Source organism: Oceanobacillus phoenicis (assembly GCF_047238145.1).
Lineage (GTDB): Bacteria > Bacillota > Bacilli > Bacillales > Amphibacillaceae > Oceanobacillus.
The window spans coordinates 160,509-175,060 of record NZ_JBDFME010000001.1; the positions used below are offsets into that span (position 1 = coordinate 160,509).

The 14,552-nt window shown below is 36.1% G+C and carries 12 protein-coding genes, 1 pseudogene and 1 riboswitch; of the genes and pseudogenes, 6 read left to right on the plus strand and 7 right to left on the minus strand.

All coding sequences use genetic code 11. From position 1 onward, the window contains the following. Positions 1 to 181: 181 nt before the first annotated feature. Both ABC346_RS00885 and rhaM read right to left on the minus strand, forming a co-directional pair. Positions 182 to 1,483 carry an MFS transporter gene (locus tag ABC346_RS00885; RefSeq protein WP_413233096.1) on the minus strand — a complete coding sequence of 434 codons (1,302 nt, stop codon included), beginning with the start codon at positions 1,481 to 1,483 and terminating at the stop codon, positions 182 to 184. 16 nt (positions 1,484 to 1,499) lie between these two features. Next, a complete protein-coding gene (gene rhaM / locus ABC346_RS00890; protein WP_413233097.1) occupies positions 1,500 to 1,814 on the minus strand; it encodes an L-rhamnose mutarotase in 315 nt (104 codons plus the stop codon). A gap of 327 nt (positions 1,815 to 2,141) precedes the next feature. Between rhaM and aldA the strand changes: the two genes are divergently transcribed. Further along, a complete protein-coding gene (gene aldA, locus ABC346_RS00895) occupies positions 2,142 to 3,596 on the plus strand; it encodes an aldehyde dehydrogenase (protein ID WP_413233098.1) in 1,455 nt (484 codons plus the stop codon). Positions 3,597 to 3,684: 88 nt separating this feature from the next. Here the strand turns inward: aldA and ABC346_RS00900 are convergent, their stop codons facing one another. Continuing rightward, positions 3,685 to 4,611 (minus strand): aminoglycoside phosphotransferase family protein, encoded by a 927-nt coding sequence (locus ABC346_RS00900; protein ID WP_413233099.1) that lies wholly within the window; start codon positions 4,609 to 4,611, stop codon positions 3,685 to 3,687. 318 nt (positions 4,612 to 4,929) lie between these two features. On the opposite strand from ABC346_RS00900, the gene ABC346_RS00905 reads away from it, so the two are divergent. Further along, complete coding sequence (locus tag ABC346_RS00905) at positions 4,930 to 6,276, plus strand: aminotransferase family protein (RefSeq protein ID WP_413233100.1); 1,347 nt, start codon at positions 4,930 to 4,932, stop codon at positions 6,274 to 6,276. 60 nt (positions 6,277 to 6,336) lie between these two features. Beyond that, the gene (locus tag ABC346_RS00910; protein WP_413233101.1) at positions 6,337 to 7,746 is read left to right on the plus strand and encodes an APC family permease; all 1,410 of its coding nucleotides are present in this window, start codon (positions 6,337 to 6,339) and stop codon (positions 7,744 to 7,746) included. A gap of 214 nt (positions 7,747 to 7,960) precedes the next feature. On the opposite strand, the gene ABC346_RS00915 is transcribed toward ABC346_RS00910, so the two are convergent. The 4 genes from ABC346_RS00915 to ABC346_RS00930 form a co-directional block, all read right to left on the minus strand. Beyond that, entirely contained in the window at positions 7,961 to 9,382 is a 1,422-nt protein-coding gene (locus tag ABC346_RS00915; RefSeq protein WP_413233102.1) for a DHA2 family efflux MFS transporter permease subunit, read from the minus strand. 204 nt (positions 9,383 to 9,586) lie between these two features. After that, on the minus strand, positions 9,587 to 10,288 hold the full coding sequence (locus ABC346_RS00920) for an ABC transporter permease (RefSeq protein WP_413233103.1): 702 nt from the start codon (positions 10,286 to 10,288) through the stop codon (positions 9,587 to 9,589). Continuing rightward, positions 10,285 to 11,133, minus strand: coding sequence for an ABC transporter ATP-binding protein (locus ABC346_RS00925; protein WP_413233104.1), 849 nt, complete (start codon positions 11,131 to 11,133; stop codon positions 10,285 to 10,287). Before ABC346_RS00925 ends, ABC346_RS00920 begins: the two co-directional genes overlap by 4 nt. 111 nt (positions 11,134 to 11,244) lie before the next feature. After that, entirely contained in the window at positions 11,245 to 12,285 is a 1,041-nt protein-coding gene (locus ABC346_RS00930) for a LytTR family transcriptional regulator DNA-binding domain-containing protein (RefSeq protein ID WP_413233105.1), read from the minus strand. A 94-nt stretch (positions 12,286 to 12,379) separates the two neighbouring features. Beyond that, a riboswitch (TPP riboswitch) is annotated at positions 12,380 to 12,495 on the plus strand. Between the two features lie 79 nt (positions 12,496 to 12,574). Here ABC346_RS00930 and thiW point away from each other — a divergent pair. The 3 genes and pseudogenes from thiW to thiD all read left to right on the plus strand — a co-directional run bounded on the left by thiW (position 12,575) and on the right by thiD (position 14,551). Further along, positions 12,575 to 13,066 (plus strand): energy coupling factor transporter S component ThiW, encoded by a 492-nt coding sequence (gene thiW / locus ABC346_RS00935; RefSeq protein WP_413233106.1) that lies wholly within the window; start codon positions 12,575 to 12,577, stop codon positions 13,064 to 13,066. Positions 13,067 to 13,121: 55 nt separating this feature from the next. Then, a pseudogene (tenA, locus tag ABC346_RS00940) lies at positions 13,122 to 13,760 on the plus strand (thiaminase II). Further along, entirely contained in the window at positions 13,757 to 14,551 is a 795-nt protein-coding gene (gene thiD / locus ABC346_RS00945; RefSeq protein ID WP_413233107.1) for a bifunctional hydroxymethylpyrimidine kinase/phosphomethylpyrimidine kinase, read from the plus strand. Before tenA ends, thiD begins: the two are co-directional and overlap by 4 nt. Position 14,552 lies beyond the last annotated feature (1 nt).

Here is a 14,552-nt window from a genome sequence, read left to right on the forward strand (position 1 = left end):
TATTGATAAAATCGTCAAGTTAAGTAATCATTATTTGCCTTCTGTATGTTTATGATAACGTTATCTTTTTGATTAGTCAACAAAAACAAAAATAAACAAAGATTATTTTTGTTTTCACATCCTTTTTACCAAATAAAAACAAAAAAGCAACGACGTTCCGTTACTTTTTTGTTTTATTTTATTAATTCGCTATTCGTTCTTTACCATAACGCTCTTCTTCAATTTCTGTTAATGTTTTACCTCTAGTATCAGGGGCTAAAACAACGCCAATAACTAAATGAATAACAAGGAATATAATCATCACAATGCCCGCAACCACAAAACCTAGCGTGTCCATAATTACTGGTAATGCTACTGACCAAAGTGCAATTCCTGTTCGTACAATAAAGTACATAAATCCTTGCGCGGTAGCACGATATCTTGTTGGGAATAATTCACTCGTCCATAGCGCGTAAAACGCTTGAGCGCCAATACCAGCTGCAGATCCCCACAAAATAACAAAGGCAATCAGCGTCGGCCAAGTCATTGGCATAAATGTTAAGATTATCCAAGCAACTACACCCATAAGTGCACCTATCGTAAATAATGTTTTACGACTCATTTTATCCCCTAATTTCATGAAGATAAAGAAGGTAGTTAACACAGTGAACATCCATAGGAACGATTGTAATAAGTTTGCTTGCATATTACTTAAACCACCTACATTTTCATAAATGTATGGCATAAAGTATCCCATCGCTCCCGCTGTTAAGTTCCAGAATAAATATATCCCAAGTAATAAGAATAAAGCTTCTCTATTCGGTTTCAGTGTGAATAATTCTCTTAATGTACCTTTTTTAACAATACCTTTTGCTTTATCCGCATCGTCTTTTGCTTTTTGCTCTTCCCAAATCTTAGATTCTGGAAGTCCTCTACGAATATATAAAGCTACACCAGCAACGATAAATAAGTGAATAAAGATTAATCTAGACCCCAACAATTCTAACGGTGCTACGAGTACTGCTAAAGCAAATGTAATCATTGGGCCGATCGACCAAGCTAACTGAGCGGCTCCAACATGCGCGGCTCTTTTTTTCTTTGGTGACTCTTCAGCAATATAAGTCCAAGAAACCGGCACTCCAGCTCCTACCGCAATACCAGTAATGATCGTACCAATTAACAACATCGGGAAGTTTACAGATGCCGCAATCAAGGCAACACCAATCATATAAACTAATAAATCATAACTAAAAATTATCTTTCTACCATATTTATCTGTTAACGGCCCTCCAATAAGTGCTCCAATTGCTGCACCTAAAGCATTCGCACTAAGCGCACTAAGCAACCCAACTCCTAAACTATCAAATCCAAGATAGGCTTGCCATAACGTAAGACTACTAGCCGCAGCAATAATCGATCCAGCTTCAATATAATTCGCCATCGCAATTGCAATCGTCGCTTTCCAGCCAGTCACGTTTTTAGCCGCAAATCTTTGCTTCCCCATTCTTTATTTCCTCCTCTTAGTCCATATGGAAAACTTCTGTTAAATCTATTGATACAGGGCTATTATCTGAATTCGTTTTCATAACTGGCTTCATAAACTCCCACCACTTTTGATTAATTGGTGTTGCCGCCATTTTGCGCCATGTTTCTTCATCTTCTATTTCGATATAACCAAATAATTGACTCGATTGTTTATCTAAAAAAATGGAATAATTGTGCGCTCCATGTCGCTTTAATTCCTCGACCATTTCTGGCCAGATTTCATTATGTCGTTTTTCGTATTCATCATGTTTATCCGGATATACCGTCATAATGAATCCTTTTCGCTTCATTAAATCCCCTTCTTTCTGAACAGTAAAAATGATAACGATTACATTAACTTGATGTTTTTATAGTAATATTCTTTCATTTCAAAGTCAACACAAATAAACAATTTTATTTTTGTTATGTTTTGTTTATCTACTTTAATCTTTTATTGAATCTAGTTTAATTGTTTTTTTTCCATTATTATCTGTTTTCTACCATATTCTATAATTCACAAATTTAATTTACAAATAAACAAACCAAATTATTTCTGTTTATGTTTGTTTTTGTTGACAGTCTCCATTTCTACGCTTAATATAATAGTAACTTCTGAATAATAGAAAGGATGAGAAAACATGTCAGAATTGAAAGCGATAACAACATATCAAATGTACATTAATGGAGAATTTGTTAATGCTAGTAGTAATGAAACACTTGACGTTACAAATCCTGCTACGGAAGAGGTAATTTCTACCGTTCCAAAAGCCAGCTTAGAAGATACTAGAAGAGCAATCGATGGTTCTCTACAAGCACAAAAAGACTGGGCAAAGCTTCCTTCAAGCGAACGAGCAACTTATCTATTCGCAATTAGTAAGGAAATCAAATCAAACGTTGATGAATATGCAAAAATTATTTCTGAGGAAATGGGAAAACCCCTTGATCAAGCTGTTGTAGAAGTCAATGTTACTGCTGAATACTTTGAATATATTGCTGGTTGGGCGAGAAAATATGAAGGTGAAATCGTACCAAGTGACAGAGAGAAAGAGAACATCCTTGTATTCAAACAACCAATTGGTGTGGTAGCTGGTATATTACCTTGGAATTTCCCATTCTTCTTAATTGCACGAAAGGCTGCACCTGCAATTTTAACCGGAAATACTATTGTTATTAAACCAAGTAGTGTTTCTCCTAATAATGCTTTAGCTTTTGCCAAGATTTTAGATAAAGTCGGTTTACCAAAAGGTGTTATTAATATAGTTACTGGCGCAGGAAGCGTTGTTGGTGAAGAATTGTCTAAAAACGAAAAAATTGGAATGATAAGCTTAACAGGAAGTACAGAAGCTGGATCACGAGTAATGGAGAAGGCATCGAAAAATATCACAAAAGTGTCTCTTGAATTAGGTGGTAAAGCACCTTCAATTGTTATGGAAGACGCTGATATTGACTTAGCAGTAAAATCTGTTCTTGATTCTCGGATCATCAATACAGGTCAAGTTTGTAACTGTACAGAAAGAGTCTATGTACATGAAGATGTCGCTGATGAATTTATTGCAAAGATTACAAAAGCGATGTCTGATGTTAGTTATGGTAATCCGCTTGGAGAAGAACAAGTCGATATAGGACCACTTTCAAATGAAGCCGGCCTTAAAAATGTAGAAGATATGGTTAATCGCGCAGTAGAAAACGGCGCAACAGTATTAACAGGAGGTAATCGAGTAAAAACAAAGACCGGATATTACTATGAACCTACTGTACTAACAAATGTCGATAATAGTTTTGAAATAATGAAAGAAGAAGTGTTTGGACCTGTATTACCTATTGCTACTTTCTCCAACTTAGATGAAGCGATCGAATTAGCAAATGACTGTCAATATGGACTTACTTCCGCTATTTTTACAAATAACGTGAATTACATGATGCGTGCCAGTAATGAACTAGAATTCGGAGAAACCTATGTTAATAGAGAGAGTTTCGAAGCAATTCAAGGATTCCACGCTGGTTGGAAAAAATCAGGAATTGGCGGAGCAGACGGTAAACATGGTCTAGAAGAATTCCTACAAACACATGTTGTCTATATTCAATATAAATGAGTTAAATAATCTAATTTAAATAAAGGCGCTAGATCATAAAAATTGCAAATCTTCCTACGAACAATTTTTATAATCATAGCGCCATATTCTACTGTTTTATTCTGTTATATAAAGATATAGCATATTGATCAATTCTATCAATCAAAATTTCTTTTGTTATTTCCTTACGTCCAAACTCTGTCCATCCAGGATAAACAGACGGTTGATCCATTAAAACATCCATCAGAGAAACATTATCCCAATACACATCATAGCTGAATCTATTTTCGGCATGTTTTATATAATACTCTAAGAAAAGGTCTGCTTCGTCCACACCATAAATCATTGCTAGATTCCATCGACAATGTCCTACATCAATTCCCGCATGGCCAAGACATCCGTTTGCCCAATCGACTACACCAGTTACTTCCTCACCTTGCCACAACACATTAACAGGATGGAAATCACGATGAATAAATATTGGATCGTACATTGGTTCTTGTTGCTTAGCTAATTGAAATAACACTCCCCAAACTTCTGGATGACTAGACCAAACCGGTATATTTAGATTATCTGGATGATGATAGCGAAAATGCTTGCTTGAAAAATCTTTCAGCCTATTTTGGTGTATATCCTTTAATGTAATAGCAAGGTTTTCAAGCCATGCAGTAATAGTAATCGGGTGCAAATCCACTTTACCTGGTAACTTACTCATTAATAGCAATGGATATCCACTCACTTCACCATACTTATCTTTTCCAATAAATTTTGGACTACTGCACCTCAACGAATAAGCTACGATCAGACTATTCGCTTCATTTTCTACCCACGAAATCGCTTTGCTTTTCTCCACTGCATCAGGTTTATCATATTGTCTTAGCACTACATGTTCCTTTTGTTTATCTGAGATTTCTATAGTTATTTCAAATAAAGATGCTGTTGTACTCCCCTTTAAGGGATAAATGGAAACAATACGAGCGTTTTGAGGAAAAAATTGCAGAATCCAATCTTTTACATTATTCATTAAACCATTCATTTGTTCACCTCATTAAAGTTCTACTATTATATTATTATGCCGGAGAATATAACTGAATTGAAGATATTATTTAATAAAAATAGATTATGAATATTGGAGGTTAATTTATTTTATAAAGTAAGAAGCTGTATTACATAAAATGATTATATTTAACTATTGATAGATATTTAAATTTTCTGTAAAATAAATAACAATAATTTACTTCTAATTGACTTTACTTCACCCGTAAAGAGCTAAAATTAGATCAAGAACCAGTTATAATGACGGGAGCTTTCTGTCTTTATGACTGGTTTTTATTTTAATAAGGAGGTTTTACATATGGAAGATTTATTTGAATTGGATAAGAAGCACTTTATTCACCCTACTTCGTCTATTACACAACAACAACAGGATGGAGCAAAAGCTATTATTACAAAAGGTGATGGCATCTATGTTACCGATACAAATAATAATGTATATATCGATGCTGTTTCTTCACTATGGAATGTAAATATTGGACACGGAAGAACAGAATTAGCTCAAGCAGCATTCAAACAAATGCAAAAACTAGCTTTTAGCTCTGCTTTTTCTACATTCAGTCATGAACCCGCTATTCAATTAGCAAAGAAAATTGCAGACTTATCCCCACAAGGCTTAAACGCTGTATTCTTCACTTCAGGTGGTTCAGAGTCAAATGATTCTGCTGTTAAACTTTCACGTCATTATTGGAAAATCCAAAGTAAACCTAACAAAAGGAAAATTATTTCGTTAAGAAGAGGCTATCACGGGGTAGCTGCTGCTTCTACTAGTATTACTGGTATACCTGAATTTTGGGATATGGCTGGACATTTAATGAACGATTTTTTACATGTAGAGACACCATATCGTTCCACTACAGAAAAAGCAATTACATCCCTGCAATCCATGATCGAACAAGAAGGTGCAGATTCCATTGCCGCACTTATTATTGAACCAGTTCAGGGTGCTGGAGGGGTACTGATTCCACCTTCAGAGTATCTTCAAGCAGTTAAAGACATATGTGAGTTTTATAATATCCTGTTTATCGCTGATGAAGTTATTACAGGTTTCGGTAGAACAGGAACTATGTTTGGGATGGAAAATTGGCAGGTCATACCTGATGCGATGACTTTTGCTAAAGGCGTGACCAGTGGGTATATTCCAATGGGTGGTGTCGTCATATCCGACCACATTCACAATGTATTAAAAGAAAAATCAACTGGAACGCTCTTCCATGGTTTTACCTATAGTGGTCATCCTACTGCAGCTGCCGTTGCACTAAAAAATATAGAAATTATCGAACAAGAATCACTCGTAACCAATGCAAAAGAAATGGGCAAAGAATTACTCAAAGGCTTCCAGAAAATCAAGAAAGACTCATCTATCGTTGGAGAAGTTAGAGCTATCGGATTAATAGGGGCGATTGAACTTGTTCAGGACCCTTCTACAAATCAAGCTTTCTCACCACAGTTAGGTATAACCGCTTCTACTATTAATGCACTTCATGAACGAGGTGTTATCTCAAGAGGGGTTACTTATGATGACACTAATATTCTATGCTTTGCACCACCATTGATTATTACTAAACAAGAAACAAAAGAACTTATTTCTCGAATAAGTGATGCAATTTCCTTTGTTGAACAACAAATAGGAATATCAAAAGATTAAACAACAATATAATCCACACAATAGATGATCTTTTAAATCAACCATTATAGGAGGAATTTGATGAACGAATCAGATAAACTATTAAAATCGTTGGATAAGAAAGATGTCTTTGCCCTTGCATTTGGCGCAATGATTGGCTGGGGATGGGTGGTTACTTCTGGTTTATGGATAACAGAAGCAGGTTCACTCGGTGCAATAATTGCATTTTTACTCGGTGGCCTACTCGTTGTTTTTGTTGGATTGACCTACGCAGAATTATCTTCCGCCCTGCCATTTGTCGGAGGAGAACATGTATACACATACAAAGCAATGGGGAGAGTAGTTTCATTTATTGCTACGTGGGCAATTATTCTTGGTTATGTTTCCGTCATTGCTTTTGAGGCAGTGGCTTTACCAACGGTATTTGAATACCTTGTCCCCAATTACAGTCAAGGATATCTTTATACAATTGCAGGCTGGGATGTCACATTGACATGGGCTGGGGTGGGGATTATTGGATCGGTATTAGTTGCATGGATTAATTATCGAGGAATTAAACTATCCTCCGTTATCAATTTTATTCTCACTATTCTAATCCTCATCGCAGGGTTAATGCTGATTACGGGTAGTACCTTTAGTGGCAACATGAATAATATGGAACCTCTTTTTCAGACTGGTATGGTAGGAATCATAACCGTACTTATGATGACACCATTTATGTTTGTTGGATTCGATGTCATACCACAGGCTGCCGAAGAAATTAATTTACCGAAAAGGAAGATTGGACAGTTACTTATTATTTCTGTTGTCGTAGCTGTGATTTGGTACATTGCTATTATTTTCGGCGTATCTAGAATGCTAACTCCCAACGAGATTAATGGATCGAATCTTGTAACAGCGGATGCAATGGCAAAAGCATTTGGTAATAGTGAGCTGATGGGAAATTTTCTTGTTTTAGGTGGTATCGGTGGGATACTAACGAGTTGGATCGGATTTTATGTTGGTGGAAGTAGGGCAATTTATGCCTTGGCAAAAGCAGGAATGCTTCCAAAATCTCTTGGACAATTACATCCAAAGTATAATACTCCTCATAAAGCGATTTTATTAATCGCAGTACTTTCTACTGCTGCACCTCTTTTAGGTAGACCAGCTTTAGTTTGGTTAGTAGATGCTGGGGGACTTGGGCTTGTTGTTGCTTGGTTAATGGTTGCTATTTCATTTATTATTTTAAGAAAGAAAGCTCCAGATATGGAGAGACCTTTCCGTCTTCCCGGAGGAACTACCATAGGCTGGTTAGCAACAATGATGTCTACAGGAGTTACAATTCTTTATCTACCTGGAATGCCATCTGCACTCATATGGCCATATGAGTGGATAATCATCGCGATCTGGACTGTTCTAGGTATCGTACTTTACAATTATTCCATGAAAAAATACGGAAAGAAAAATGCAGATGAATATATGAAAAAAGAAGTTAACAGAAGTGCATAATCCTTTATACCCGAGACAAAAACATAGACTTTAATCGACTTATTAAAGCACTTTATTGCAGATTGAAATAGGCTCACTTTCAGCCAACTCAGACCTTAAATACCTGGATCCCCGGTGATTCGAAGGATTTTTGGAACGTGATGCTCACGCTGAAAGTCTCACCTATTTCAATTGCTTTATCTCTATTGATCAATAGATTGTATATAGGACAATATTATAGCGATTGTTCTTCCTTGGTAGCTTCGGTTATTACTTCTTTAGCTGGTGATGAATCAAACTTAATAAAGAAATAGGCAATAATTGTACACAGGGCTAATACTGCGATCACAGCAAACGATACATTCACACCTAAGATATCTGGACGAGCTACCTGATTTGCTGCCATTGACTCTACAGAGGTCATTACTGTAACTAAGACCGCAGTACCCACAGAAGCTGCTGTCATACGCATCGTTCCATCCATTGCTGCACCATGGGGTATTAAATCATTTGGTAACTGATTAAGTGCAGCAGTCTGAATCGGCATCATAATTAATGCTAATCCTAACATTCGAATTGCATATAAAGTGGTTATAAATGCAAACGTAGTTTCAGTATCTATAAATATAAATGGAACGGTGGCTAATGTAATAATGATGACACCTGGAAGTACAATCCATTTTCCACCGTATCGATCAAACATTCTACCAATTATTGGTGCAAGAAGCCCCGTAACTAACGCTCCTGGCAACATTGCCATCCCTGCTTGAAATGCACTGAATTCACGCATATTCTGCATAAATAAAGGAATTAATGTCTCTGTACCAATGAGTCCCATAAATGTTATCGAACCTATAAATATGCTAAACGGAAAGATCGCGTATTTGAACACACGGAACTCTAGCATTGGATGAGTTAGTTTTAACTGCCTCAAAATAAATAACGTTAAAGAAATAACTCCAACAGCTAACGTTATCAGTGTGATCGGTGCTCCCCAACCATAATTCCCTGCATTAGTCACACCATAAAGAATTCCCCCGAATCCAAACGAAGATAGAATAATAGACAAGACATCGAGCTTTGTCTTTTTTACCTCCGTTACATTTTTCAAAGCGAAATACGCTATAATCATATCGATGACTGCGATTGGGAAGATAATAAAGAACAAGTATCTCCAAGAGAAGTGTCCTGTTACCCACCCAGATAAAGCTGGACCGATAGCTGGTGCAAAAGAAATAACTAAACCAATTAACCCCATTACAGAGCCTCGGCGATTAATTGGAAAAATAAGCAAGAATACAGTTGTCATTAGTGGTAGCATTACTCCTGCGCCAATAGATTGAATGACTCTTCCAACCAATAACATTTCAAAAACGGGGGCTACACCTGCCACTAATGTACCGATAGCAAAGATCCCCATTGCTGACATAAATAATTGTCTCGTTGTAAACCTCTCAATTAAAAATGCACTTACTGGTATCATAATTCCGTTCACAAGCATAAATACCGTCGTTAGCCATTGTGCACTATTTGCTGTAATTCCCATTTCTATAATTATAGGGGGGATGGCTGTTATCATTAACGTTTGATTTAAAATCGCAATAAAAGATCCTGCAAGTAATAATGCTACCACTGTCGGCCGATGTATATGATTCACTATTATTTCCCCCTTTTAAAAAACACAAAAATTAAAACACTTCTTATAGATTAAACGAAAACCCGTAAAGAATCTATAAAAATTTTTTAAAGTTTTTTGATAGATGGACTTAATTTCACAAGACAGCAGCATGAAGAGTCCTCCGATACTTAAGCAAACGAAGGACTCTAGACATTTATAAAACTATTCTTTTGCGTTTGGATACTAATCCATCATTCGTTTCTTAAAGGATAAGACTGTTAAAACAGCACCAACAACTACCCATGCTCCAATGATTGCAAATGGTAACAAGTAATCAGCAAAAGTACCATCGGTTATATTTGCTATTTCGAATAACTGAATAGCAGGAGTATACTCTAAAACTTTTAGAAAAGGATATTCTTCAGCAAATCCAATAAACATATTAGCCATTCCAAATATAAACATCACCGGCAAAATATAGATGGAAGCTTCTAAAACAGAACGAGTAATTAATCCTAACCACGTCCCTAGCGTGATAAAGAAAACGAGCGCTAACACAACTCCTAATGCAACCGGAATAAGATTAGAAGGTGAAAATCCCGAGATTAACATAGAAATATACGTAATTACCAATGTGATAACTAATGTTACTGTACTCTTTCCTGCTAATATCTCAGTGATTGTAGCTGGCGAAAGCATCAATCCACGAAGTGTATTCTTTTCCTTTTCTTCTGCTATGATCGCACATTGAAGAAAGGCACCTACCATAGATAAAGAAATGCTAATGATAAATATATGAATCTCTAATGGAACAACATCCATCCTTCCGTATATAAGCGCAAATACAAGTGGTAAGATAATCGTTGAAGAGACATACATATTACGATATAAGTCCTTTAAATCCTTTTGAAAAATTGCCATAAAACGTTTTACAGAAAAAGTCATACTAGTTCCCTCCCGGTTACTTCTACAAAAATATCTCCTAATGTCGGCTCTTTTGTACGAATAGTTTCCACACGATCTTCTGATATATATCGTTGAATGTCAGAGGCGATAGAAGGTTCTAATGGTAATTCCAATTCTCTACCATCCCTTAACTCTAGTAACACCTTCTCTTCACGATATTGCTTCTTTAAATTTTTGGGACTATCTAATAACTGTACAGATCCTTTATTCAAAAACGCTACACGATGACATAAATGATCCGCTTCTTCCATATCATGTGTTGTTAAAAATACCGTCGTACCTTGTTTATTCAATTCCTTTAATCCTTCATGAATATGCTTAGAGTTCACTGGATCTAATGCTGAGGTTGGCTCATCCAAGAATAATATTTCAGGTTTATGGAGTAATGCTCTTGCTAAAAGTACGCGTTGTGTCATACCTTTTGATAATTTCGCTACTTGTTGCTTTGTTTCTTTTTCTAAACGCACCATTTCTAATACTTCATGAATGCGGTTCTCTTTTACATCATATAACTGAGCATATGTTTTTAAATTATCATAGATAGTGAGACGGTTATATAGACCGCTATTATCTGTAACAACTCCAAATCGTTTACGTTGAGCTGGTGATTTTAATTGTTGAACTGGTACTCCAAATACTTTTGCTATTCCAGAAGTATGAGTTAATTGTCCAGTTAATATTTTTATTGTTGTTGTTTTTCCTGAACCACTTGGACCTAAAAAACCAAATGTTTCCCCTTTTTCGACTTGAAAATTTACATCGTTAAGTGCTTGCTTATTTTGATAAATTTTTTCTAAATGACTTACTTCAATGACTGAAGTCATATTATTCCCTCCTGAAAATCCAATTTTCATTTGCATCTTCAGAATACTGTTATATCAAGGTATTCGCACTAGATTTCCGATGAATGGAGTAAATAATCGGTTAAATGGAGTTTAATCGACTCCTAAAATTTGCTTTAATTCAACCATTTTTGTTTTTGATAAAGGTACTTGTGTTTTTTCTTTATCCTGTAACACAAGACTGTAACTATTTCTTGTCCACGTGATCACTTCTCGTACTTTTTGCAAATTTACAATATAAGATCGATGACATCGAAAGAAACCCTGATGTTCTAATTTCTCTTCTAATTGACGAAGTGTAAATGCTGTTCGGAACGATGACCCCTTCATATGTACTACAGCTTGACCTTCTTCGCTTTCAATGTAGTCAATCTCTGGAGGATCAAGAAGTACTATTTTGTCATTTACTTTAGATGGTATTTTATTTAGCTGGAAAGAAAAATCTTGTTTATCTAATCCTTCATCAGAAACATCGTCTATTTCTTGTTTCTCTTCATTTTCTGCCGTTTTTATTTCAACCGTTTGTAACCCCTCTTCATTAAGTCGATATACACTCTCTGCTAATGTAATTGCGCTTTCCATATTAGAAGTCAATATTAATACACCTTTATTATTCTTTTGCAGGTATTTTAAAACATGAACCAATACTCGTTTGGTCTCAAGGTCAACATTTAAATCTGGCTCTTCAAATAGAATAGCACTTGCATCTTGTATAATTATTTTCCCATACTGAACTCGTCTTTGTTCAGACTCTGTTAATTTATTTATGCGTTTATCCTTCACCTCATACAACTGTAATTTTTCAATCAAATCTTGATGATTGACATTCGTTTGATATAATTTTTCCATAAATCGAAAATATTCTTTTATATTCATCCGTTCGTAAAGGCCGTTATTCAATAATTGAAGTCCTAACGCTTGAAAATACTCCACTTTATCTTTTAATGAAATTCCATTTAATTCGATACTACCGTTATTGATTTTTTTATCTCCAACGATCATTTTGATTAACATCTGTCTAACATTTAAAGAGGAGTGAATAGCAACAACTTCTCCTTTTTGAATCGTTAGATTAAACGTCGAAAACAATATGTGGTCTCCATGTCGATATTCTATTTCTTTCAATTGAAGCATCTATCTAATCCCCTTTGAATACTAATTTTATCTACACTAGATGACAGAATTTATTTATTTTGTTACAGTTAATATGAAGTAAATAAATACGAAAAGCAACTACTAGGGGTGCCCAATAAGATGTGTGGGCTGAGAGGAAAGCACCTACTTTCCGACTCTTATGGACCTGATCTGGTTAATACCAGCGTAGGGAAGTAGTCAATAATTTTGATGATTACATTCTCAGTATACCAAAACCAGGTCCTTTAGTTGGGCTTGGTTTTTTTGTGTTTTGGAAAGGAGAGATAAAGTGAGAAACACCCGCGTCTTAACATTGATGGCTGTCCTTGTTGCCATCGGTACAATTGGTTCGCAGTTATTATGGTTCCCTGCTGGTGTCGCCCGTGCATATCCAGTACAACATGCAGTAAACGTTATCGCAGCAGTGTTACTTGGTCCAGGACCTGCTGTTGGGGTTGCTTTAATGATTGGTTTACTTCGGAATCTTTTAGGTCTAGGAACATTATTAGCTTTCCCAGGAGGAATGATTGGCGCTTTATTTGCTGGGATACTCTACCGAAAGTGGCGCTATCGTAGCTTAGCGGTTACCGGAGAAGTTCTTGGTACAGGAATTATTGGTTCTTTACTCGCAGTTCCCTTTGCGAATTTACTTATGGGATCAAGTGTAGGTGCAATCGCCTTTCTTCCGGCATTTTTTGTTAGCAGTGTTTCTGGAGCTTGTATAGGTTGGTTTATTCTATCTCGGGTTCATAAAACAAACTTCATGCAAATCCATACGTAGGAGGAATAGAATGAAATTTACTGAGGAGCTAAGACAAGAAAATGATGATGTATTTATGTTAATTAAGCAGCACCCGTTTGTAGATGGGATAGGAAAGGGAATACTACCATTACAGGCAGTTAGAAATTATATCCAAGCCGATTACGCTTATTTAAATGGATTTATGAAAACCATTGGCATGGCTATCGCCAATGCTGATGATCGTGATGATATTGCCTATTTCAATGAACTCATACAGTTCTCATTGCATGATGAAATTCAAGCACATCTTTGTTTCTGTAATTATATAGATGAGAATTATGAAGATTTACAAGGACATCCTTTACCACCTACAGGAGACCATTATGTAAAACACATGATGTATCATGCACAAACAGGATCTACTGGAGAAGCACTTAGCGCTCTATTGCCATGTCCTTGGACATATTATGAGATTGGCAAACATTTAAAAGATATGTATTGACCAACAGATGATCACTCGTTTCAAATATGGATTCAATGTTATGCAGATACGAAACAAGATATAGAGGAAATGTGTTCCCGGCTTGATCAACACGCTTTACATGCTTCTGAAAAAGAAAAGGCGAATATGAAAATTGCTTTCCGAAAGAGTTGTCAATTAGAATACTTATTTTGGGAAATGGCTATGTCCACTGAGAAGTGGCCGACACTGAAGGAGGATATAAAAAAATGAATAATGTATCATGTACATTAACGATTGCTGGCACTGACCCTAGTGGCGGAGCTGGAATACAAGCAGATTTAAAAACATTTCAAGAACTACAAACGTATGGCATGTCAGTGATTACTTCCGTAGTTGCTCAAAATACTACTGGTGTAACTTCTGTCCATCATATGCCTATTAATATGATTAAAGATCAACTTGAAGTCATTATGAGCGATATGCCGATTCATGCTCTTAAAACGGGCATGATTGCCAATAAACAAATGATGGAGGTAATCTCTAAAAAGATAGAGAAAATAGATGCTCCTTATGTTATGGACCCAGTTATGGTTGCAACAAGTGGTGACTCACTCATTGATAAAGAAGCTCGTTCATTTCTACGAGAATGTCTGCTCCCACAAACAACACTAGTGACTCCTAATATTCCAGAAGCAGAATTTATTACTGGTCTTTCGATTAAAACAACCGAAGATATGAAGGAAGCTGCAAAGTATATCGTCGATCATTTTAATGCGGATGCCGCACTTATAAAAGGAGGCCACATGGAAGGAGAAGCAGTAGACTTTCTATATGACGGATCTGCGATTCATACATTTTCAGCTAAACGAATCAATACAAGAAACACTCATGGTACGGGGTGCACCTATTCTGCTGCTATTACTAGTTATCTCGCTAAAGGATACCCTGTTGTAAAAGCAGTTCAGGAATCAAAGGAATTCGTTACTGCTGCAATATCCAAATCGTTTGAACTTGGTGCCGGGAATGGACCGACAAATCATTGGGCAATTCGGGAAAGATAAA

Bases quoted from the DNA above. Each gene is read 5' to 3' on its own strand.
- ABC346_RS00920 (WP_413233103.1), bottom strand. From the start codon at position 10,288: ATGACTTTTTCTGTAAAACGTTTTATGGCAATTTTTCAAAAGGATTTA.
- ABC346_RS00885 (WP_413233096.1), bottom strand. From the start codon at position 1,483: ATGGGGAAGCAAAGATTTGCGGCTAAAAACGTGACTGGCTGGAAAGCG.
- ABC346_RS00925 (WP_413233104.1), bottom strand. From the start codon at position 11,133: ATGACTTCAGTCATTGAAGTAAGTCATTTAGAAAAAATTTATCAAAAT.
- rhaM (WP_413233097.1), bottom strand. From the start codon at position 1,814: ATGAAGCGAAAAGGATTCATTATGACGGTATATCCGGATAAACATGAT.
- ABC346_RS00905 (WP_413233100.1), top strand. From the start codon at position 4,930: ATGGAAGATTTATTTGAATTGGATAAGAAGCACTTTATTCACCCTACT.
- thiD (WP_413233107.1), top strand. From the start codon at position 13,757: ATGAATAATGTATCATGTACATTAACGATTGCTGGCACTGACCCTAGT.
- ABC346_RS00900 (WP_413233099.1), bottom strand. From the start codon at position 4,611: ATGAATGGTTTAATGAATAATGTAAAAGATTGGATTCTGCAATTTTTT.
- ABC346_RS00910 (WP_413233101.1), top strand. From the start codon at position 6,337: ATGAACGAATCAGATAAACTATTAAAATCGTTGGATAAGAAAGATGTC.
- ABC346_RS00930 (WP_413233105.1), bottom strand. From the start codon at position 12,285: ATGCTTCAATTGAAAGAAATAGAATATCGACATGGAGACCACATATTG.
- aldA (WP_413233098.1), top strand. From the start codon at position 2,142: ATGTCAGAATTGAAAGCGATAACAACATATCAAATGTACATTAATGGA.